Genomic DNA, 21,946 nt, shown 5'->3' with positions numbered 1-21,946 from the left:
CTCTTTTTTAGTTAATGCACTAACTCACATAACGCATATTTATAAATGGTTTAAGTGGTGCCGAAAGAGAAGGTGTTTTGAGATTAACTTCATCCGTCCTTTGTAGAAGGCGGCTTTGATAGGCTCAATGGTGTTAATTGTTATTAACACCATTGATTAGAAATATTGTTGTTTTTAATCGTTAATATTTTAAGAATATAAATTAATACCTGATCTGTTTATGTTGTGATCCTATTTTTAATTAAAAGGAATTTAAATGTTAGGAAAAAAATATCTCGTTATCTTGTTTATTTTAATGCTTGCGGGCTGTGCAAGCGTTAAAGAAAAACATTACTCCCCCGACTTTTCAACGTCAGAATTAACTTTGGTCAGTGAAGCCATTCCTTTTAATACTTTTGAAGATTGGCTGAATGATATTAAAGGAATAAAAACAAATATTAAGCGCCTAGATAATTTTCAAAGGCGGGTTAACCCTAAAGCATTTGCCCGCTTTAAAAATACCGTAGCGAGTCATTGGATATCTTATCAATCTGATGGGCTAAAAATAGCTGGTGTTTTTGCCTATCCAAAAGACTATGCAGGTGAAAAATTACCGGTTGTGATATTTAATCGAGGTGGTAATGATTCTGGCGGTAACAGTCGAATAAGCCTCTATAAACTTATTTTACCTTTAGCTGAGCAGGGTTACATTGTACTTGCTAGCAATTATCGAGGTTCAAGGTATAGTGAAGGTAAAGATGAATTTGGTGGTAAAGATGTTAATGATGTACTGCGATTAATCGATATTGTAGACACTATTCCTTTTGCCGATACAAACCGTATTGGCATGGTTGGTTGGAGCCGCGGTGCTATGATGACTTTGCTTGCCGCTAGAAAGTCAACTCGTATTAAATCTGCAGCAGTCATTGCTGGCAATGTTGATATGTTTGCGAGTCTAAAGCGCCGCCCTGACATGGAAAAAAAGGTGTATGCTAGATTAGTACCTAATTTTGATAATAACCGCGAGGTTGAGCTTGAAAAGCGCTCAGCTATTTTCTGGTTAGAAGAGCTTAATCCTGAAATGCCACTCTTAGTTATGCATGGTACAGAAGATTGGCGGGTAGATTATAAGCAATCAGAAATGCTGGTAAATAAGCTGATCGAACTTAAACGACCGCACAAGTTTAAACGCTTTGAATATGGAGATCATAATTTGACCTTCTATACAAATGAATGGCAAAACGCATTGTATGCTTGGTTAAAAGAAACGCTTTAATTTATTTTATCGAATTTTATATCTCGAAGATAAGATAAAACATTACTTCTATGCTTAGTCACTTTTAAGGACCTCTGCATATTTATAAGTTGGGTAAAAAGGCAGTTAATATAGGGATGTATTAAGTCTTTAGCCATCAGCTGAATGATTATTAGTAAATAATCCATACTGAAAAACCGAAATGATAAGGGTAATAACAGCAATGTTATTACCCTTTTTTAATGCAAAAAATATGTTGATGCTTACTTTAGTTTAAAGAATTTTAATTTTCTGCGCTTCAATAAAATCTAGGTGAGAAATAATAACGGCGTCTGGAGCTTCAATTTGTGGGTAATGTCCAATTTTATCAAGTGTAATAACATCAGCATTTGGAATGAGTTGTTGGTATCGAGCAACTAAATGGGCACCTGATATTGGATCAAACAAGCCATTAGTTAAACGAAGTGGGATTTTCGCATGCTGCAATGCGCCGACCCAACGTGCTCTGTTTTTTCGTCTTTCAACTATATAATAGATAAGTTTGTGCATCACCAAATGACCATTTTTGTAACGTACTAACGACCAAAAGTCTGTTACTTCTTGTGTGCTTGGTGGGGTATTTGGACCAAATATTTTCTTTAAATTTTTCGCCAATGTTTTTTTAGTCATTAATCTAACAAGTAAGCCGCCTAAAGGGCTTAAAAGTAATTTTTGCATCAGAACAGGGCGATGTGTTTCAGGAAATATACCGCCATTAAGTAAGTGCAATGATCTGATGTTAAAGGGCAATGTTTCTTCGTTATGGCGAGCTAATAGCTCTTGAGCAACGGTATCGCCGTAATCATGACTAATAATATGGCAAGACTTAACGCCTAGTTTTTTAATTAGCGCACAATAAATATCTGCTTGATTACTAATAATGTAGGCTTGCTTAGGTTTATCGCTAAAGCCAAAACCAAGCATGTCGAGTGTTATGCATTGAAATTTATCACTCAGTTGTGGCCAAACTTTACACCAATCGAAACTCGCTGTTGGATACCCGTGAATGAGCAATAATGGTGTACCTTCGCCTGATACTTTATAAAAAATTTTCTGACCATGAAAGGCAAAATAATCGCCGCTAGTTTGCCAATTATCTAAAGTCATAACTTCACTTTTAACTTTCATTCTTAATTTTCATTCTTAACTTTCACTCTTAGCATCTCCACAGGATTTCTACTGAGAGTTTTTAATTCGAATTAATGCATAACAGTGCTGTTTCCCGATGAAAATATTATTATATATCATGAGTTAAGCACTACAGCGTCATCGTAAACTACATCGGTAATAAAAAACAATTTAAAAGCCCATTCGATGTGATATCTGCATGTTAGCTTGGCTATTACTGATAAATTGTCGGCTTAACGAGTTATATTTAGCCACCTTCATTACTTTGTAGTAATAAATTAAATGTTTTTACATCACAATTATCTAAAGAGTCGCAACCCCTAATAATTAACCTTAAGTTTGATACGTTTTCATCTAGATAGCTCTTATTACCTAAAACGTCAGCCCCAATCGAGCAAGATAATTCGTTGTTATTAAATTCACATTGAGTTGCGCCAGTGGCGTTTGGACAAAGTGAGAAAGAAGCACCACCACATCTCAAGGCTACAATTTTATTCCTGTCAGAATGAACTTCACCGTTACTCGTTAGGTATAAATCTATTCTGTAGGATGCTGAAGTTGGTGATACCCACTGAAGCTCAAAACTAGTGCCTTCGGTAATGGTAACTACTTCATTGTCATAAAAATCTTTTGCATCAAAACGAATGTTTTGTAAGGCAAAATCGCCACTTTCAACAGGGGGTTCATTGTTGCCATTAGCGCCATCACCGTTACCGCCACCACTGCCGCCGCCTCCGCCGCAAGCGCTTAATGCAAATATACTCATGGCGAATAGAAGATATTTCATAAATGTCCTTATATTTAAGCTAATGAATTAATTTTTAATTAGGTAAAGTCTTGTCTTGTTTTGCTTTGAAAAATACATTGCAAAAATCCAATGTTAATTGTCGAAATGTTGAAGTTACAAGCATCAGAAAAAATTTGAACCTTGAACTTGTAGCCTGTTCAGTGATTTTAAAACACCTTATCATGGTTATATTAGAACGTATCAACATAGTGTTAAGTTAATGCCAACGCGCAAAGTTTATTTATGGTCTTATCTAGCTTTATTGTCGACTATTGCTTTATCAAGCGGCGAGTAATCAAGGCTTACGCTGACTGATGAAGCTTTCTTAGCGCATCAACATGCAAGCTAACGGTGTCTAGTATTAAGCCTTTCCAATGAGCGCTATCAACCTCTTCCGCAATAGCATGATGCATTAAGCCAATATAGCCATGCACAATTGACCATATTTGCAGGGTAGTATTGCGCTTTTGTTCAAAGGTGGCATCTTTTGGTAAGAGAGTTTCTATAATTTTAGTGGTTTGTAAAAATGCTGCCACACTCGATTTTTTTGCCTCGTCAGAGGGAAGATAATCGGCAACACTCTCACCAAAAATTAGCAGGTAATGGCCGCGATAATTTATGGCTGTTTCGATATAACCTTGCGTTGCTGTCAAAATGCTTTCTTTGGGATTATCACTATTAATAGGTACATCAACAGCGTTTTTAAAGCGAGTAAACCCTTCAATATAAAGGGCATCTAAAATACCTTGCTTGCCATTGAAATGGCTATAAATACCAATGGTTGACAAATTTGACTCGCGGGCAATAGCTCTAACACTGAGCGCGGAAATTCCACCGTTTAAAAACAGTTTAGATGCAGCGAGTAATATTCTTTCTTTACTATTTTTCATGCTTAAATCAACCACACAATGTTGCGTCATCATAGCGTTAATTTTACGAAATTAATATTATTATCTTGACAAAACATAACAGTGTTATATTTTATTTGTAACGCTGTTATATTGAGCGGTATAAGAAATTAAAAATTAAATGCATGAAATTACATAACGTAAAAATTAGCAGGGGATAAAATGGACGTTCAAGTATTAGAAACTGATTACTTAGTTATTGGCAGTGGGGCAATGGGCATGGCGTTTGTAGATACACTACTCGCTGAAACCGACGCCAATATTATTATGGTTGATTTACACGCCAAGCCAGGCGGACATTGGAATAACGCATACCCGTTTGTTACCTTACATCAACCATCTAAATTTTATGGTGTTGGTTCTAAAGAACTCAGCAAAGGGCGCATAGATAGCTTAGGTTTAAATACCGGTTTGAACGAACTTGCTACGGGAGCTGAAGTTAGCGCTTACTTTGACGATGTTATGAAGCATCACTTTCTCAGCTCTTGTCGAGTTAAGTATTACCCAATGTGTAAATATACTGGTGATAATACCTTTGTTTCCATCACGAGTGGCCAAACCTTTAACGTTAAAGTGAATAAACGTTTAGTTGATGCTACCTATTTAAAAACCTCGGTACCTTCAACACATACACCGAATTTTTCTATTGCTGACGATGTTAATTTTATCCCCTTAAATCAATTACCTTCTATAACAAAACCAGCAGAAAAATATGTGGTCGTCGGCGGCGGAAAAACCGGTATAGACGCCTGTTTATGGTTACTTGAAAATCAAGTGAACCCCGATGATATTTGTTGGATAATGCCGCGCGATGCCTGGCTCATGGATCGCAAAAACACTCAACCAACAGCTGATTTTTTTAGTAATACTATTGGCGCACAAGCAGATCAAATGGAAGCGTTAGCCAATGCAGAATCAGTTGACGATCTTTTTGTTAAGCTCGAAGATAAAGGTGTGCTAGTGCGCATAGATAAAACTGTGAAACCTGAAATGTATCACGGCGCTACTATTTCTCAGCAAGAGCTTACGCAGTTAAGACGTATTAAGCAGGTGTTGCGTAAAGGGCGAGTTACCCAGTTAGATAAAACCTTAATTACCCTTGAACAGGGCACTCATATAACACCAGAAAACACCTTGTTTATTGATTGCTCGGCCAGTGCTTTAGGAGAGCTTAAGTCACTACCAGTATTCAGTGATGAAAAAATCACCTTGCAAACTATACGCATTATTCAACCAGTTTTCAGTGCTTCACTTATTGCTCATATTGAAGCGGCATACCAGAACGACCAGCAAAAAAATGCCTTAAGTCAAATAGTGCCACTACCAAACAAAGCCACTGACTGGTTAACGGTGAATGCGGCATTTATGCGAAATCAGTATATTTGGTCGCAAGATAAGTCATTACAAAAGTGGCTGTATTGCAGCCGACTTGATGGTTTTAGTAAACTGGTGGCTGATGTAGCAAAAGATGATACTGAAAAACAAGCAATAATAATGCGTTTACGCTCGAATGTGCCCAAGGCCATGGAGAACTTAATGCGCCTAATTGCTACTTTACCTATGCCAAAAAAGGAAGCCGACCATGCATGAGTTTCAAGTTAATAAACAAGACTTCACAAAAACAAGGTTAGTAGAAAACAATACGCTAAATGCTGAAACTCCTTTGTTAGACGATGAGATTATTGTCCGCGTTGACAGTTTCGCACTAACAGCAAATAACATAACTTACGCAGTACTAGGTGAAAAGCTTGGCTATTGGCAGTTTTTTCCTGCCTCAGATAATGCCGACAATAGTTGGGGGATTATTCCTGTTTGGGGTTTTGCAACGGTGATTTCATCACACAGTAATGATATTACGGTGGGCGAAAAGTTATTTGGCTATTTTCCGCCAACATCATTAGTAAAAATGACCGCTACTCAGGTGTCATCACAGCGCTTTTTTGATGGCAGTGCACATCGGGCTGCACTGCCGCCAGGTTATAATGTTTATCGCAGAGTATTAGCAGAGCCTGGTTATAATGAAACTTACGATAAGCAACGCATGTTATTGTTTCCACTGTATATTACTTCATTTTGTTTATGTGATTACTTAGAGAGTAATCAATGGTTTAACGCCGAGCAGGTTATTATTATTAGTGCCTCGAGTAAAACCAGTATTGGCCTTGCCTATGGCATTGACGACAGTGAATCAGCGCCACAATTAATTGGTATGACAAGCTCACGTAATCATGCTTTTGTTAATAAATTAGGTGTTTATCAGCAAGTAATTAATTATGGAGACTTAAGCCAGCTTAACCCTAAATTAAAAACCGTTATTGTTGATATGGCGGGCAATGCTGAACAATTAAAAGCAATAGAGCAGCATATGGCAGGCAATTTAGCTTTTTGCCTACAAGTTGGCTTAACGCATTGGGATGAAGCTTCGGTAATATCTCCATTATCTCATACTGAAAGTGAGATGTTTTTTGCACCAGGGCATATTCAAAAGCGTATTGCGCAATGGGGCGCAAAAGAGTTCGAACATAAATCTATGAGTTTTATGGCTAAAAGTACCCAACGCAGTACAAGTTGGTTAGCTTTTACCAGCATAGAAAGTATTGAAGAAATGGCTGAGGTTTACGCTGATGTTTGTAAGGGGGTTCTAGCGCCTGAAAAAGGCATTATTATTAAACCTTAGTGACAGACTATTGAATAGCTTGTAAATAAGAACGTACTAAAATGTGATGTTAATACAACCAATTTATTTTTGTATAATCACGAAAGTTCAAATTATAGCCGTTAGCTAAATGATAAATTATTAGCTAACGGGTACATAAATTTCTTTTATAAAGCTGTTCAAAAAAATTAAACGCCTTAACTCAACACGTTATTAACTTTTGAAAGCCTCATACACAAAGGCTTAGCCAGTATATAAGTTCAGTAATAATAAAGTTTTTGAAAACATTAGCTTAGCTAGACAAACCCCTTAAAATTTGCTCTACTTAATTAAAATGTTTTTGTCTCGATAACGTTATTATCGTCAACTTCTGTTGTAAAAACTTTAGGCATTATAAAATTGTCAGAATTATCTAAATCTCAAACCATAAAAAGCTTAACGATAACTAATCAGTTTGCTACTGATATTTTATTGTTAAACACTCCCAATGAAGTTTGGCAATATTTAGCTCAAAATATTGTTGAAAAACTGGGTTTCGATGATGCGGTAATTTATACCTTAGATGCAGGTAAAGAAACGTTAAGTAGAATGTTTGGCTTTAAAAAAAATATTCTTGTAGGTAATAACCAAACCAGTAAAACTCAACCAACAGAAACCACCTCCGACCTCAAATTAATTAAATTCAACCAAGGCGTTATTGGTAAAGTTGCTGCGACACAGCAACCAATATTAGTCAAAGATACCCGTGAGTTTAGTGGCTATATTGAAGATGGAGACACAACGCTTTCAGAGTTGGCTGTGCCGGTTTTATTCAAAGATAAATTACTTGGTGTAATTGATACTGAGCATACTCAAGAAAATTTTTATACAGACTATCATTTAAAAACTTTAACAGCATTAGCCTCTATTGCTGCGATGAAGATCTCTCAAATCATTAAAGTGGATGGTTTAGAAGATATAATTGAAAATTTAGAATACGCAAATAAAATTCAAGACGCATTATTTGAAATAGCAGAACTTACCTATACAACGAAAACAATGGGTGAATTTTATCGTCATTTACATCAATGTATTGGTCGATTAACCTTTGCTAAAAACTTCTTTGTTGCTTTACTTAAAGATAATGGCAAAACCATTGAATTTCCCTATGCTGTCGATGAATTTGACCAAGATATAGTGGATGAATTTGACCAAGGAAAAATATTTGCAAAGGTCGCTATCGATCCCAATAACTTAAGCATAACAGGTTATACGCTTTCAAAAGATAAGCCTTTCTTGCTCTATGAGCAAGATATTCAAAAAATGCTCGATAGCAAAGAGCTCTACATTCTAGGTAGTATCCCTAAAGCTTGGTTAGGTGTGCCTTTTGGTCAAAATGAAAATAAAGGCATTGTCGTTGTACAGAGTTACAGCACGGACTTTTTATTCCAAGAAAAAGACAAACAGCTTTTATCCTTTGTCGCAAAACACATTAATAATGCGATTGAAAGAATGGAAGCACAGCAAAAGCTACAGTTTTTAGCTTTGCATGATCCCTTAACTAACTTACCTAATAGATCGCTATTTAAAGACCGTATTCAACATGCATTTTTACACTGCAAAAATTATCGTCATGAAAATATGGCAATATTGTTTATTGATGTAGACAGGTTTAAGCAGATTAATGACACCTATGGTCATCATATTGGAGATAAATTATTAATTAAAATAGCAAAAAATATTAAAGCTGCTTTAAGAACTACAGATACCTTAGCACGCTTAGGTGGCGATGAATTTGCTATTTTACTCGACGGTAAGATTGATCATGAAACAATATGTCGCATAGCTGAAAACATTATTAATGCTATGAAAACGGCTTTTAATATTGAAGGTTTAAATATTGCCAGTAGTTTAAGTATAGGTATTGCTAATTATAATCATGAAAGTATAAGCGCAGATCAAATATTAATTGATGCTGACCATGCAATGTATCAGGCTAAATTAAAGGGTCGAAATCAGTATGTGTTTTTTGAAGCGCTAGAAGAGCAAAATAAATCAACTAATGTGAAGTTTGAATACGACTTTGATAATGCGATTAAAAATCAAGAATTTGTTGGAAGTTATCAACCTCTAATTGACTTTAAAACAGGGCAAGTTGTTGGCGCTGAAATTTTAGTGCGTTGGCAACACCCTAAATTGGGGCTTATATTCCCTGATGTTTTTATCCCAACGTTAGAGAAGTCGAAACAAATAATTCAGCTTGATCTCTATATGTTGAAGCTAGCAATAAGTAATTTAAATCAATGGCAAGAATGGTTGCCAACCAGGTTTAAACTGAATGTTAATGTCTCAACGTCAGGCTTTGCTTCGAAAGAATTAATTACATATTTACAAGAGCAGCACCGTTTATCGGCGGATATTACTAGTAAGGTATGTGTTGAGATCACCGAAGAAAGTTTAATCTTAAATGTTGATGCGGTGCAAAAGCATTTAGAGATACTAAAAGATATAAATGTCTTGGTTGCTTTAGACGATTTTGGCACCGGTTATTCGTCATTAAGTTATTTGCATCAATTTTCTTTAGATTACTTAAAAATAGATAAAAGCTTTGTTGATGACTTAAACGAAGTAGGTAATAAAATTTTAATTTTAGATGCAGTAGTTAATCTTGCAAAAACCTTAAATATAAAAACCACTGCCGAAGGAATAGAAACTCAAGAGCAATATCAAAAACTGAAAGAAATTGGTTGTGATGTAGGACAAGGTTATCACATTGCAAAACCAATGCCTGGCTCAGAATTTAAGCGCTTCTTTTTAAATAGATTGAACTAGGTTACATCGATACTTTTAAAGTGTTTAACAAACAGTACAGGTATTAACAGCGCTGTTATTACCTGTACGATTAATTAAGGTGGCAATGTTTTAGTTATTTCGTCACTTTAATTTGTTCTATTAAACTTCCTCGCCGCGCGGAATTCTTATCCAGAGCAAAATCTAACTGCACTAAATTATTTTTATGATAAGAATTTGACGCTTCATATCGCCATTGCTCTAACGCTGTTTTAGCTACTTTATCAAAAACATAAGCGGGTGAGCCGTTGACAACTTCAACATTTTTCACGCTACCTGCCTGGTCAATATCAAATTTTAGCACCACTGAGCCTTCAATATTTTCTACTACAGCTTTTTCAGGGTACTTGGGCTCTACTCGGTAAGTAGGCTTTACATGATCTTGTTGTTTTTTTGCTGCACCGTGCTGAATATCATCAGTTGTTGCCTGACTTTGATTACCTGCAAAACTTACTCCCGATAGCAAACTAACCGATATCGCAGAAACCATTATCATGGCAAGTTTTGTCGCTTGAGTATTAGCTTTAATTTGTTTAATACGTTCAAACATCATTTGTTTATCTCCATATTCTTTAAATGAAAGTTGTGCAAAGGCTACTTTAGGGGCAAATTCTGCCACCACTAGTAACGCTTTGCTGTAGGCAATCCTGCTTGCGGTTTGTTTGCGCGCCAGAACAACTTGGTCACAGGATAATTCTTGGTCTTGACGAAACTTTCTATAAGCAAGCCAAACCAAAGGGTGGAACCAAAAAAGCGCGACAAAAAGTAACGCTAGTGTGTTCCAATAAATGTCATTGCGATCAAAATGACAAATTTCGTGCTCCAAAATTAGCGCTTGTTGCGAGCGGCTAAAGTGAGTTGTAAAGTTTGCTGGAATAATAAGCTTTGGTGAAATTAATCCGAGCAACATTGGGCTGTAAGTACTGTTACTTTGAAAAGCATTAAGTTTAGAAGGCAATTTAACGACAAACTCTTCAACTTTAAGCTCAGTTAATTTAAGGCCGCTTTTGAAGCGAATATGGCTAATTAGCCAATAGCTAAGAACGAATAACGTACCTACTAACCAAAGGATTAATAAACCATTGGGTTGAATATCAATTAACTGTTCAGTTGGTGTAACCATATAACGTTGAATTGAGCCGCTTGGTGCTTCAACCACTTGCTGCCATGGTATGGGGATCAAATAAGCTAATAAGGCCACAGGGATTAAGCTCCATAAAAAATATCCAACTTTTGCACCGCAATATTTTAAAATTAGAGTATTGCAAAGTAGTAAAAACGTAAGCATCAAGGTTAATGGCCAGAGTAAATCTAGTAGCAGGTTAATCATTTTTCTGCTCCTGCTCCCAATCAGCAATAATGGCTTTTAACGCTGCTATGTCGTCTTTTTTTAATTGGCTCTGTTGTGCAAAACCGGTAATAAGTGGCGAGAGGTGTCCTCGAAAAAGCTTATCTACTAAACTTTTACTTTGTTTTACTAAATAACTGTCTCGCTCAATCAGTGGAGAGTATAGGTAGCTGCGCTGTTGCTTTTCATAGCTAATAGCTTGTTTTTTTACTAAACGGTTGAGTAGTGTTTTTACCGTTTTTTCATGCCAAGGTTTTGTTTCATTTAGCTTGGCTATAATGTCATTTGCGTTAGCAGGGTTGTGCTGCCACAACACATCTAGCACGGCGAATTCGGCATCACTAATTTCTGGCACTGAGTTTGACATGGTTAATTCTCTTTTTAGTAAATACGTAATATTACAAGCGTAATCGATGTGGTTATAATTACACTTGTAATCTAAGTGTGCAAGTTATTTTTTATGGTTGATTAAATAGGAGGTAAATAAGTGAGTGAATACAGAAGAAGGCCGTAAATTAAGCTAAGGTTATTATCTGCTATGGGCTTAAACATAGAAGGTTATCAATAGAGTGAAGATATAGAAAAATATGTGGGTATAGTGTCAGCTAAAGAGCGCAGTGGTAAAAAAGAATGGATACATTGGCGCTACTCATGCAACACATTTTTACGGCAAACATTTGTTGAATGGGTAGGTCAAACGGTGCGGTATTCATTTTGGGCCGAGGCGTATTATGAACAACAAAAAAGTAAAGGAAAGCCACATAACACTATCATAAGGTCACTGGCTTTTAAGTGGATAAGAATATTATTTCGGTGTTGGAAAACAAAGACAGCGTATGATGAATCAACGTACTTAGCGGCCTTAAAAAGCAAAGGCTCGCCGCTATTAAAATATGCGGTGGAAAACAAGTTTTAATGCTTGCGGTCCACCTCAGGGCGTGTTGTTATGCGTACTTTTCCTCGAAGTCTGAGACTCTAATCATTGTATATTGCTCGATAAAAGTTGCTAAGTGTCCAAGATTGTTAAAAGCGTTGGTAAATGATTCTTCTTTTCCGTCAACACTGCGAGTGATCGTTACGGAGTATGATCCGGCTTCTTTTGAAACAGACACTGCCGCTTTATTATCCCCGTTAGTTTTTTCTACAAATAAAGTAGAATCTTTGGCAAACAGATTATCAATAACATTCGCTTTGATATTTTCTGCAGTGTTTAACCACATAGAACGATCGCTCTTACTGTACTGATATAAGCAGTAAATAATAGGAAGGCCAATAATAGCTCCAACTATTGTCTCTATGGGATTTTGGCTTCCATTAAATAAAAGAGCTACCAATAACTGTACTAGAGTTCCGAAGCACAAAAGGTAAAATAACCTTCTCCAAACTATTGCAGTCCAAATTCTTTTATTTAAAACGTAGCCGAAAAATCCAAGCAAATATAGCCCCGTAAATATGGTACTTATTACGCTTGAACCTGAAAATTGGCCACTGGTCGCTATTTCAAATAACCCAAACCCAATTAACGCTAAATAAAAAATACCGTATGTAATTAATGCTACTTTCTTCAATTGACACTCCATGTACGGATAACACCAAATTAAGCGACGTTGCCCGCTCTTGGCAATGTCCGCTTGAATTTTTTTGTTAGGTGGCATGCGCTCGAACTCCCACAAAAGCTATTAAAATCCCAGAGATTACACCGGACAAAATAGCTGCAATCTGCCATTCTACTTCTCCAGAGAATAGCATTGGCAAGCTACACAGAACCCCTGCTAGAATATAATGATACCTACGATAACATTTTAGCTTACGCATAACTAATAACGCAGCACCACCTATGATTGCAAAATATATTGCTATAAAAGCACCTGTTAAAAGAAATAAGGGCATTAATTCTAAAATGCTCGATATAGAGAAGTTTATCCCGTCCCATCTAAACGAGACTGAATGAATAATAGTTGCTATCAACCAACTAAGAATAATCGAAATAAACAAACTCAACTTTGACACCTAACGAGCCTGTAGAATTACTCGTTTTTTATATGATTTTTAATCAAAATACTCTAACTGGATTATTTTCTTTTAACAATCAAAAACGTTTACGTTTTTGGACGATTTTTATTTTTGCATCGTTAAAGGTTTATTAAGGGTGTTGATTAAGTGGTTTATGTCGTTTTGAGGCTGGTTTTTCGTGTGATGTTGGGTGAATTTAAAATGACACTCATTTTAAATAGGGATATCTAGATTAAAATCCATCATGGTTAATGAACCGCTCTGTGCGGGGCCGCATGCAGTGTGGTGTGGGGCTGGAGGAGAGAAACCTCCGGCTACCCGATTTAGCAGCGCTTCACTTACGAAGTACTTTTTTGAAATTTGCGCATAGCCCTGACGACATTAACAATGGGCAATATCGAAAAGAAAACATAAATAGCTACGAACAGTAAAAGGTCGAAATAAGCTAAGTAAACTAACACCCCAACTACGATTTGTATTACACCAGATAATAAAAACCTATTGCCTACGTATTTGCAGAAGGCAGGTAGGTCGGCAATTTTAGAAAAGTCGATGCCGTTAAGCACATCCGCTTTTTTTTTGAAGGTAAGCAGATAGCCAATGATTAAATATATAAAGCCGCTTAGGCAGGATATTAAAAATATTAGAAAACCTGTATCCATGAAAAATCCTTTTTAGTGGCTAACAATTTAATAGGAGGCAACTTGCCTCTTTTACAGCAAAAAAAGTTTCCACCTTATTTATTTTATATATTAATTTCGGGTGGGTGTCCTGTTAAATTCCTGTGCGGAGCCGCATGCAGGGTGGTGTGGGGCTGGAGGGGAGAAACCTCCGGCTACCCGATTTATATTCCTTACGCCATTGCAAAATCAATTTGATGAACTCTAGCTAAGTTTACATTATGTTTTGCTTGCCAAAGATCATAATTGTCTTGCAACGATAGCCAACTTTCAGGGCTACGGCCAAGCGCTTTCGATAGTCGTAAAGCCATTTCTGGAGTAATAGCACTTTTAGCTTTCAAGATACGGCTTAAAGTTGAAGGAGAAACATCTAATTGTTTTGCAACAAATCGGCAGCTATAGCCAAATGGTTCCATATAAACATCGGAAATAAATTCACCCGGATGCGGTGGATTATGCATATTCATTAGTGATAATCCTCATAATTTAAAATAAAAGCATTGCCATCTTTAAATTCGAATGTGACTCGCCAATTACCATTTACAGTAATAGACCAAATTCCATCTATTTTCCCTTTTAAGGCATGTAATTTAAACCCAGGTAAGTCGATGTCGTCTAAAACAGTCGCAGTATCAATAGCGGCGAGTTGCATTCTAAGTCGACGTTCATGCTTGGCTTGAATGCCAGCTTTACTGCCTGACTCAAAGAACTTTTTCAGTCCTTTATGTTTAAATGATTTAATCATAACCGAGAGTGTAGCGCGTTGCGCAACGGGTGTCTAGAGGGATATAACGCCCCCAAGCCTGATGGTGGCTCGCGAGGTTTAGGTATTCCTACCGTACTCGATAGATTTATCCAACAAGCGATCCACCAAGTGCTCAACCCAATATTCGACCCGCATTTTTCACCTTATAGTTTTGGTTTTCGCCCAAACTGCAATGCAGCGAAAGCGGTAAAACACCTGCAAACGGGCGTTAAATCTGGTCGTAAAATAGCCGTTGATATCGATTTATCAAAATTTTTTGATCGTGTTAATCATGACTTACTCATGCATAAAATAGGGTTAAAAGTAAAAGATAAGGTATTAATGACATTGATTGGACGGTACTTACGGGCAAGGATCGTTGAACACGGTAAACGAGTAAAGCCAACTCAAGGCGTACCACAAGGTGGGCCATTGTCACCGTTGCTTTCTAATATCATGCTCGATGAGCTTGATGAAACGTTAGTCAAACGGAGACATCATTTTGCCCGATATGCGGACGATTTCACCATTTTGGTGAAAAGTAAGCGTGCTGGTAAACGCGTTTTAGCGAGCATGAGCTTGTTTATACAGCAAACACTCAAACTGGTTGTTAACGAGAAGAAAAGTCGTGTAGGCGCAGTAAAAGAAACCAAGTTTTTAGGTTTTGGTTTCAAATACGGGCGCATCAATATACATGACAATTCATTGCACCGATTTAAATATCGTGTGCGAGCGTTAACAAACAGAAATTGGGGGATTGCGATGAGTAAGCAAATTGCCAGCCTTAACCGATACCTACGAGGATGGGGAAACTATTTCCTGATAGCAAACGGTTATCAGTTATGTGTCGATTTAGATCAATGGATCCGTCGAAGAATACGCATGTGTTATTGGCGACAATGGCGAAAGCCAAGAACCAAAGTGAATAATCTATTAAAACGCGGTGTTCCACTCGCATTAGCGGTGAGCTGTGGAGCGACAAGAAAAGGTGTTTGGCGTAGTGCGAAAACTAAAGGAATAAACTTAGCATTAAGCAACGAATATTTAGCTAAGGCAGGCTTAGTGTCACTAAGGGATATCTGGATTAAAATCCATCATGGTTAATGAACCGCCCTGTGCGGAGCCGCATGCAGGGTGGTGTGGGGGCTGGAGGAGAGAAACCTCCGGCTACCCGATTTAGGGGATTTTTAAGCATTACCAATAATTAGTCCAAGAACTAATGATACCCAACTTAAAATGAAAATTAACACGCTAAAATTTTCAGATTTATTATTTATATGAATAAATAGCAACCCAAAGAATAAAGCTATCGGGAACGACACAAATGAACCAAGACCCTGAGAATCATTATCAGAAAATAGCTTAACAAAAATAATTAATAGAATTCCGAAGATTGATAGCAAAAAAAGAACTCTAAGAATCCAGTGTCTAAAATGTTCATCTGGACAAATTAATGCGCTTTTATTGGGGATGAAAACCTCTTTTAAAATATTGAGAATTTCTTCATCTGCTTTATTCATGCTTATTTGATATTCCAAACGTGATAGATACTCTAATCACCTAACAACTTAATAGGAGGCAACTTGCCTCTTTTACAGAGAAAATGTTTCCACCTTATTTATTTTCTATATTAATAACAAATCTTTGCCGGTATTGCTATCTATGGTTGACAGAAGATGGGACAAATTTTAATTAGGACGAAATGAGGCAATTTGCCTTATTTCCTGACTTGGGTGGAAATAAAGTACAACAGCATTTTAATGCCCAGTTATTACACTAAATTAAGAATATGAAGATACACTCTGAATGCTAGGTGCTAGGTGCTAGGTGCTAGGTGCTAGGTGCTAGGTGCAGTCAAACCTTGTTATTTAATATTGTCAGGTTAATTTAGCACCACTAAATATTACGCTGTTAACGCTACGAAACTAAAGTTAGTGGTTAGCTGCTTTTAGCTTATTCACTAGCGCTTATTTTAACAACTTGCTTACCGGTAAAACCGCCAGCTAATTGCTTAGTTAAAGCGGTAGATATTTGCGCTGTGTCGAAGGTTATTAAACTAACCTCTGGTACTGTTAAATCACCGCTTGCTAAGTTCTCAAGTAATAAATTACTCATAAAACTCATGTTTTGCTGAGCACATAAGCTATTGGCTAACCACGCGCCGGCAAGTGAAACAATACTTATGTTAGGGGCTTTTCTAAACAGTAATTCGTGCTCGAAGGTCGGTAGTGGTTTTAAACAGGCAATACGGCCACAAAAACGCATTAATTCGATATTTCGAATAGTGGTGTCGCCGCCAATAGAGTCTAATACAGCGTCGAAACCTTGTGGACCTAATTCGCGTCTAATTTTTTTACAGAGGTTTTTATCTTTATAATCAAAAATAACGTCGGCACCTAAGGATTTAACTAATTTATGATTACCTTTTGCTGCTGTAGTAAAAACATCTGCGCCACGTTGTTTGGCAAATTGAATGGCTATTTGTCCAACGGCACCTGCACCAGCTTCAATAAGTAGGGTATTACCTTCGCTAACTTGTAGCTTTTCGAGTGAAATTAATGCGGTCATGCCTGCACACGGTAGGGTTGCTGCTTGTTCTGGTTTTACTGTGTCGGGTACTACTGATACGGCATAGTTAGGTACTTTAGCGTATTCACTTAATACGCCTTGACCGCCCATACTGGCATGCCACATTACTCGCTCGCCAACATTGGGGGAAACACCTTTTGGTGCGCTTACCACAATGCCAACAGCATCTAAACCAACGACATGAGGGTATTGCCAATGGCAAAAACCCGTTTTTGCATATTCAGCATCAAGCGGGTTAAGGCCAACATATTCTACCTTAATTAACAGTTCATTATCGCTGCATTGAGGCAAGCTCAGCTCGATGTTCTCTAACTGAATTTTCTCGTTTGCTTCAGTTATCACAATAGCCCGCATAGCTTTAACGGTTGTTAATTCAGGTAAAATATTAATATTTGGCATTTATACTACTCGACTACTTTTTATTGTTATTTAGTGCATAGCTCCACTGGCCATTAAATGACTGGTAGGCATTTACTTTAGCAAGCATGGATGAAATAGTTAAATCAACAGTATTTTCTTGTGCTATTAAAACATCCTGACGTGCATCTAACAACTCTAAGTAAGGTATTTGACCTTCTTCATACATAGCATTTGCCTGTAAAAATGCTTTATTGGCAAAGTTATAGCGTTGATCGGCAAATTGCTTTTGTTGCGCTTGATTTACCAATAACTGCAGAGACAGCTCGCTTTCACTAAGCGCTTTTAATACCACTTGTTGGTAATCGCTATAAGCGGCTTCGCTTAAAAATTGCTGTGCATCACGCTGGGCTATAAGCGCAGGGTAACTCAATAGCGACCATTGCAACTGTGGCGCTACTTGCCATTGCTGTTGAGTATCACGCAAACCTAAGCTATTAATACTTAAAACATTGGCAAAAGCACTTAAGCTAATATCGGGTAAAAGCGCCTTACTTGCTGAAACACTTAAACTATTCGCTTGGCTAAAGTCATAAAGCGCACGGCTAATATCGGGTCTAAGCGCAATAGCGTTATTAGGCTGACTTAATGCTACGTTAAACTCGTGCGTTAAAATAGCTTGTTCATCTTTAAGTTCTACATCTTGTGCTAAGCGACCGGTTAATACAGCTAAGGTTGATAGGTCTCGATACTTAGCATATTTAATGGCCGGTATTAAGGTTTGCTGTTGTCTTAACTGTGCCATGGTGCGGTTTAAATCAAGATCGTTTGCTACACCTTCGTCAACTCTTGCTTGGAGTACATCAATACCTTGTTTTAGTGCGTCAATTTGCAAGGTAATAATGTTTTGCTTTTCAACATTACCTTGGTAACTCACAAAGCCTTTTACCACCGAAGATACCACTTCAATTTGCAATAAGCGTACTTGTTCAGCTTGGCTCATGGTTGACGCTTGAGCAGCGTCAACCAAGGCCGTAATACGACCAAATAAATCTAATTGCCAATCAAGATTTACACCTGCACTTGATTGACGATCAAAAGTTGATACTGCATCACTACGTTTTGAACCTATATCAATACCACCTTGAGGTAAGTATTGCGCCTTTTGTTCGCCTAATCGTGCTAAAGCACTTTTCAGGGTTAATTGGCTTGTTTTTAGGTCGTAGTTATTTGCTAGCGCGTCTGAAACAAGTTGGTTAAGCTGAGTTGAATCAAGCTTTTTCCACCAATTTGTTTCATCTGCACCAATAAGCGGGTTATCTAACTTGCTTGCAATATCTGCTTTAGTGATAAATTCGCTTATTTGGTTCTTCTCACTTGCTATATCAATTTTGCTTGCACAACCTGATAAAAAGGCAACAACCAAAACAGCACCTAAGGTAAAGCGTGTTTTAAGTATTTTGTTGGCTAAATTAGTCATGAGAAAGCTCCTGAGTTTTTTCTTCTTTGCGAGTAACTAACATATAAAACACAGGCGTAAATAATAAACCAAATACGGTTACACCAATCATGCCTGAAAATACTGCGTTACCCATGGCATGACGCATTTCTGCACCAGCACCTGTGGCTAATACTAATGGTATAACACCAGCGGTAAAGGCAATTGAGGTCATCAATATTGGGCGTAAACGCATACGACAAGATTCAAGTATTGCTTCTAAATGCGACAAACCCTTGTCGTGTCTGTCTTTAGCAAACTCGACCATTAATATAGCGTTTTTCGAGGCCAAGGCCACCAGCACTATTAAGGCTATTTGGGTAAATATATTGTTGTCTGAGCCAACCAACCAAACCCCCAGTAATGCCGAAAAAATAGTCATAGGAACAATCAGTATTATCGACAATGGTAAGCGCAAGCTTTCGTACTGTGCTGCAAGCACCATAAATACCAATAAAACAACCAATGGGAATATATAAACCATAGTGTTACCGGCAAGTACTTGCTGATAAGTAACTTCTGTCCATTCATATACAATGCCATCAGGTAACGTGTCTGCTAGTACTTTTTCAATCGCTAGTTGTGCTTGGTCAGAGCTATAACCTGGCGCTGGACTGCCGTTCAGCTCTGCACTTGGGTAACCGTTGTAATGCATTACGCGGTCTGGACCAATGGTTGGCGTTACGGTTAATACTGAGCCTAATGGCACCATGTTATCGGCACGATTTCGTACTTTCAGGTTCAATATTTGCTCTGGGTCTTGTCTAAAGTCAGCATCTGCTTGGGCATTAACTTGGTAGGTACGGCCAAACAAGTTGAAGTCGTTTACATACACCGAGCCTAAGTAAATTTGCAACGCGTTAAATACTTCATCTAGCGGTATACCTTGAATAAGCGCTTGCTCACGATCAATGTCTATATCCATTTGTGGTACTTGGATACGGAAGCTTGAGTAAAGGCCCATTAACGCAGGATCTTTCTGTGCATTGGCGATTACGGTTTGTAGACTATTGAATAAGGCTTCAAAACCTTTATTTTCACGGTCTTCAATTTGTAGTTTAAAACCACCAGTTGTACCTAAACCTTGAATTGGCGGTGGCGGAAATACCGCGACAAAGGCTTCGTCAATGGCAGCAAAACGTTGGTTTAATTGCGCCGCTATCGCCATGGCTGACTGGCTTGGGTCGGTGCGTTTGTCGAAGCTATCAAGCGGCGTAAATACAATACCGCTGTTCGGGCTATTGGTAAATCCGTTAACCGATAAACCAGGGAAAGCAACCGTGTGCGCTACGCCCGGTACTTCTAAGGCAATGCGTTGCATTTGTGCTAACACTTCTTCTGTTCTGTCAAGGCTTGCAGCGTCGGGTAGTTGGGCAATTGCCACAAGGTATTGTTTATCTTGTTGTGGAATAAAACCGCCAGGTACCGCGTCAAATAATTTAAGTGTACCGCCTAATAATGCGAAATATGCCACCATTACCACAACAGTCATACGTATTAATTTTTGCACTAATTTTTCATAACCTTTAGCACCGCGATTAAATACACGGTTGAAAGGTTCGAATAACCAACGACCAAAAAGCTTATTTAATAGTCGTGTAAAAGCATCAGGTTTAGCGTCATGCGGCTTTAATAATAAGGCCGCTAAAGCAGGCGATAACGTAAGCGAGTTAAAGGCTGAAATAACTGTCGAAATAGTAATAGTTAAGGCAAATTGCTTATAAAATTGTCCTGATAAACCGGTAATAAATGCTGTTGGAATAAATACAGCACACAATACAAGTGCAATCGCAATAATAGGGCCTGTTACTTCTGTCATGGCAACACGGGTTGCCTCTAATGGCGATAAGCCTTTTTCGATATTACGTTCAACATTTTCGACCACCACAATGGCGTCATCCACCACAATGCCGATCGCGAGCACTAAGCCAAACAGTGATAAGGTATTTATCGAAACCCCTAACCATTGCATTACGGCAAAAGTACCAATTAATGAAACAGGCACAGCTATTAATGGAATGATAGACGCGCGCCAGGTTTGTAAGAATACAATTACCACGATTACCACTAAGGCAATTGCTTCTAATAAAGTGGTAATTACAGCGTCAATTGAACCGCGTACAAAAACCGTTGGGTCATAAACAATGTCGTATTCAACACCGGTCGGAAAGTCTTGTGCTAAGCGCGCCATAGTTTCACGCACTTGATCAGAAAGTTCTATAGCGTTTGAGCCCGGACGTTGGAAAATAGGCATAGCGAGTGCAGGTTGGTTATCAAGTTCAGCTCTAAGTGAGTAAGAATCTTGACCTAACTCAACACGCGCAATATCAGATAATCGGGTTAATTGACCTTGCTGACCTACCTTGATAATAACTTGTTCAAATTCTTCGATGCTATTTAGACGACCTTTAACATTAAGTAATATTTGAAATTGGTTATCGTTAGAAATTGGTTGTGCGCCTAAACTACCGGCCGCTACTTGTTGGTTTTGAGCGCGTAATGCTGCTACTACATCTGTTGCTGTTAGCTCTCGTGCTGCTAGTGCATCTGGGTTTAGCCAAACGCGCATGGCATATTTTCCACCACCGAATAAACGAATATCACCTACACCTGGAAGTCGGGCAATTTCATCTTTAATATTTAAATCTGCATAGTTAGACAAATAAGCCGTGTCGTGGGTTTTTTCAGGCGAATATAAATGCACCACCATGGTTAAATCAGGTGATGACTTTTCCGCAACTACGCCAAGACGTTGAACTTCTTCAGGTAAACGTGGCAATGCACTATTGACACGGTTTTGTACTTGTACTTGCGCACGATCTAAGTCAGTACCTAAAGCAAAGGTTACAGTTAGGGTCATACGACCATCGCTGGTAGCTTGTGAAAACATATAAAGCATGTTTTCAGTACCGTTGATTTCTTGCTCAAGCGGTGTTGCAACCGTTTGTGCAATAACTGTTGGGTTTGCGCCAGGGTAGCTAGCAGTTACTACAACAGTAGGTGGCACCACTTCTGGGTATTCGCTGATAGGCAGTTGGAATAATGAAATACCACCACCAATCAGAATAATCAGCGACAATACTGCCGCAAATATTGGACGTTGTATAAAAAAATGGGAAAAATTCATGTTCAACT

Annotated in this window: 18 protein-coding genes and 1 pseudogene; 6 read left to right on the top strand and 13 right to left on the bottom strand. The window is 38.0% G+C overall.

All coding sequences use genetic code 11. The features are described 5' to 3' along the window. Positions 1–256 precede the first annotated feature (256 nt). The gene (locus tag AC27H3_RS13975; RefSeq protein ID WP_487107111.1) at positions 257–1,255 is read left to right on the top strand and encodes an alpha/beta hydrolase family protein; all 999 of its coding nucleotides are present in this window, start codon (positions 257–259) and stop codon (positions 1,253–1,255) included. Between the two features lie 252 nt (positions 1,256–1,507). On the opposite strand, the gene AC27H3_RS13970 is transcribed toward AC27H3_RS13975, so the two are convergent. The 3 genes from AC27H3_RS13970 to AC27H3_RS13960 all read right to left on the bottom strand — a co-directional run bounded on the left by AC27H3_RS13970 (position 1,508) and on the right by AC27H3_RS13960 (position 4,078). Continuing rightward, positions 1,508–2,401, bottom strand: a complete 894-nt coding sequence (locus AC27H3_RS13970; protein ID WP_487107109.1) for an alpha/beta fold hydrolase — start codon at positions 2,399–2,401, stop codon at positions 1,508–1,510. 247 nt (positions 2,402–2,648) lie between these two features. Next, positions 2,649–3,188, bottom strand: coding sequence for a hypothetical protein (locus tag AC27H3_RS13965; protein WP_487107107.1), 540 nt, complete (start codon positions 3,186–3,188; stop codon positions 2,649–2,651). Positions 3,189–3,490: 302 nt separating this feature from the next. Next, on the bottom strand, positions 3,491–4,078 hold the full coding sequence (locus AC27H3_RS13960; protein ID WP_487107106.1) for a TetR/AcrR family transcriptional regulator: 588 nt from the start codon (positions 4,076–4,078) through the stop codon (positions 3,491–3,493). Between the two features lie 180 nt (positions 4,079–4,258). Here AC27H3_RS13960 and AC27H3_RS13955 point away from each other — a divergent pair, with 180 nt between their 5' ends. The 3 genes from AC27H3_RS13955 (at position 4,259) to AC27H3_RS13945 (ending at position 9,563) form a co-directional block, all read left to right on the top strand. Further along, a complete protein-coding gene (locus AC27H3_RS13955; protein WP_487107104.1) occupies positions 4,259–5,686 on the top strand; it encodes an NAD(P)/FAD-dependent oxidoreductase in 1,428 nt (475 codons plus the stop codon). Next, a complete protein-coding gene (locus AC27H3_RS13950; protein ID WP_487107103.1) occupies positions 5,679–6,773 on the top strand; it encodes a DUF2855 family protein in 1,095 nt (364 codons plus the stop codon). The genes AC27H3_RS13955 and AC27H3_RS13950 overlap by 8 nt, the downstream gene beginning before the upstream one ends. A gap of 378 nt (positions 6,774–7,151) precedes the next feature. Beyond that, positions 7,152–9,563 carry a bifunctional diguanylate cyclase/phosphodiesterase gene (locus AC27H3_RS13945; protein WP_487107101.1) on the top strand — a complete coding sequence of 804 codons (2,412 nt, stop codon included), beginning with the start codon at positions 7,152–7,154 and terminating at the stop codon, positions 9,561–9,563. 94 nt (positions 9,564–9,657) lie between these two features. Here AC27H3_RS13945 and AC27H3_RS13940 read toward each other — a convergent pair whose 3' ends face one another. Next, on the bottom strand, positions 9,658–10,911 hold the full coding sequence (locus AC27H3_RS13940; RefSeq protein ID WP_487107099.1) for a M56 family metallopeptidase: 1,254 nt from the start codon (positions 10,909–10,911) through the stop codon (positions 9,658–9,660). After that, positions 10,904–11,296 carry a BlaI/MecI/CopY family transcriptional regulator gene (locus tag AC27H3_RS13935; RefSeq protein ID WP_487107098.1) on the bottom strand — a complete coding sequence of 131 codons (393 nt, stop codon included), beginning with the start codon at positions 11,294–11,296 and terminating at the stop codon, positions 10,904–10,906. Before AC27H3_RS13935 ends, AC27H3_RS13940 begins: the two co-directional genes overlap by 8 nt. A gap of 156 nt (positions 11,297–11,452) precedes the next feature. On the opposite strand from AC27H3_RS13935, the pseudogene AC27H3_RS13930 reads away from it, so the two are divergent. Then, positions 11,453–11,845: pseudogene (locus AC27H3_RS13930) on the top strand (transposase); the annotation flags it as partial. Between the two features lie 28 nt (positions 11,846–11,873). On the opposite strand, the gene AC27H3_RS13925 reads toward AC27H3_RS13930, so the two are convergent. The 4 genes from AC27H3_RS13925 to AC27H3_RS13910 form a co-directional block, all read right to left on the bottom strand. Beyond that, positions 11,874–12,584 (bottom strand): hypothetical protein, encoded by a 711-nt coding sequence (locus AC27H3_RS13925; RefSeq protein ID WP_487107097.1) that lies wholly within the window; start codon positions 12,582–12,584, stop codon positions 11,874–11,876. Between the two features lie 696 nt (positions 12,585–13,280). Continuing rightward, positions 13,281–13,604 carry a hypothetical protein gene (locus AC27H3_RS13920; protein ID WP_487107095.1) on the bottom strand — a complete coding sequence of 108 codons (324 nt, stop codon included), beginning with the start codon at positions 13,602–13,604 and terminating at the stop codon, positions 13,281–13,283. 191 nt (positions 13,605–13,795) lie between these two features. Further along, on the bottom strand, positions 13,796–14,089 hold the full coding sequence (locus tag AC27H3_RS13915; RefSeq protein WP_487107093.1) for a HigA family addiction module antitoxin: 294 nt from the start codon (positions 14,087–14,089) through the stop codon (positions 13,796–13,798). Then, positions 14,089–14,367, bottom strand: coding sequence for a type II toxin-antitoxin system RelE/ParE family toxin (locus tag AC27H3_RS13910; protein WP_487107091.1), 279 nt, complete (start codon positions 14,365–14,367; stop codon positions 14,089–14,091). Before AC27H3_RS13910 ends, AC27H3_RS13915 begins: the two co-directional genes overlap by 1 nt. An 18-nt stretch (positions 14,368–14,385) precedes the next feature. On the opposite strand from AC27H3_RS13910, the gene ltrA reads away from it, so the two are divergent. Further along, positions 14,386–15,471, top strand: a complete 1,086-nt coding sequence (ltrA, locus tag AC27H3_RS13905; protein WP_487107089.1) for a group II intron reverse transcriptase/maturase — start codon at positions 14,386–14,388, stop codon at positions 15,469–15,471. Between the two features lie 83 nt (positions 15,472–15,554). Here the strand turns inward: ltrA and AC27H3_RS13900 are convergent, their stop codons facing one another. The 4 genes from AC27H3_RS13900 to AC27H3_RS13885 form a co-directional block, all read right to left on the bottom strand. Further along, a complete protein-coding gene (locus tag AC27H3_RS13900; protein ID WP_487107087.1) occupies positions 15,555–15,887 on the bottom strand; it encodes a hypothetical protein in 333 nt (110 codons plus the stop codon). A 433-nt stretch (positions 15,888–16,320) separates the two neighbouring features. After that, positions 16,321–17,355 (bottom strand): zinc-binding dehydrogenase, encoded by a 1,035-nt coding sequence (locus AC27H3_RS13895; RefSeq protein ID WP_487107085.1) that lies wholly within the window; start codon positions 17,353–17,355, stop codon positions 16,321–16,323. A gap of 13 nt (positions 17,356–17,368) precedes the next feature. Continuing rightward, positions 17,369–18,793 (bottom strand): TolC family protein, encoded by a 1,425-nt coding sequence (locus tag AC27H3_RS13890; RefSeq protein ID WP_487107083.1) that lies wholly within the window; start codon positions 18,791–18,793, stop codon positions 17,369–17,371. Continuing rightward, entirely contained in the window at positions 18,786–21,938 is a 3,153-nt protein-coding gene (locus tag AC27H3_RS13885) for an efflux RND transporter permease subunit (RefSeq protein ID WP_487107082.1), read from the bottom strand. The genes AC27H3_RS13890 and AC27H3_RS13885 overlap by 8 nt, the downstream gene beginning before the upstream one ends. Positions 21,939–21,946 lie beyond the last annotated feature (8 nt).

Source organism: Colwellia sp. NW0002-52-1 (assembly GCF_057550865.1).
The sequence above is the reverse complement of the archived record's forward strand: the minus strand, read 5'-3'. Positions and strand labels throughout refer to the sequence as shown.

Coding starts and splice junctions, on each gene's coding strand:
- AC27H3_RS13915 (WP_487107093.1), bottom strand. CDS start 14,089: ATGAATATGCATAATCCACCGCATCCGGGTGAATTTATTTCCGATGTT.
- AC27H3_RS13935 (WP_487107098.1), bottom strand. CDS start 11,296: ATGTCAAACTCAGTGCCAGAAATTAGTGATGCCGAATTCGCCGTGCTA.
- AC27H3_RS13910 (WP_487107091.1), bottom strand. CDS start 14,367: ATGATTAAATCATTTAAACATAAAGGACTGAAAAAGTTCTTTGAGTCA.
- AC27H3_RS13965 (WP_487107107.1), bottom strand. CDS start 3,188: ATGAAATATCTTCTATTCGCCATGAGTATATTTGCATTAAGCGCTTGC.
- AC27H3_RS13885 (WP_487107082.1), bottom strand. CDS start 21,938: ATGAATTTTTCCCATTTTTTTATACAACGTCCAATATTTGCGGCAGTA.
- AC27H3_RS13960 (WP_487107106.1), bottom strand. CDS start 4,078: ATGAAAAATAGTAAAGAAAGAATATTACTCGCTGCATCTAAACTGTTT.
- AC27H3_RS13940 (WP_487107099.1), bottom strand. CDS start 10,911: ATGATTAACCTGCTACTAGATTTACTCTGGCCATTAACCTTGATGCTT.
- AC27H3_RS13900 (WP_487107087.1), bottom strand. CDS start 15,887: ATGAATAAAGCAGATGAAGAAATTCTCAATATTTTAAAAGAGGTTTTC.
- AC27H3_RS13975 (WP_487107111.1), top strand. CDS start 257: ATGTTAGGAAAAAAATATCTCGTTATCTTGTTTATTTTAATGCTTGCG.
- AC27H3_RS13890 (WP_487107083.1), bottom strand. CDS start 18,793: ATGACTAATTTAGCCAACAAAATACTTAAAACACGCTTTACCTTAGGT.
- AC27H3_RS13920 (WP_487107095.1), bottom strand. CDS start 13,604: ATGGATACAGGTTTTCTAATATTTTTAATATCCTGCCTAAGCGGCTTT.
- AC27H3_RS13895 (WP_487107085.1), bottom strand. CDS start 17,355: ATGCCAAATATTAATATTTTACCTGAATTAACAACCGTTAAAGCTATG.
- AC27H3_RS13970 (WP_487107109.1), bottom strand. CDS start 2,401: ATGAAAGTTAAAAGTGAAGTTATGACTTTAGATAATTGGCAAACTAGC.
- AC27H3_RS13955 (WP_487107104.1), top strand. CDS start 4,259: ATGGACGTTCAAGTATTAGAAACTGATTACTTAGTTATTGGCAGTGGG.
- AC27H3_RS13950 (WP_487107103.1), top strand. CDS start 5,679: ATGCATGAGTTTCAAGTTAATAAACAAGACTTCACAAAAACAAGGTTA.
- AC27H3_RS13925 (WP_487107097.1), bottom strand. CDS start 12,584: ATGCCACCTAACAAAAAAATTCAAGCGGACATTGCCAAGAGCGGGCAA.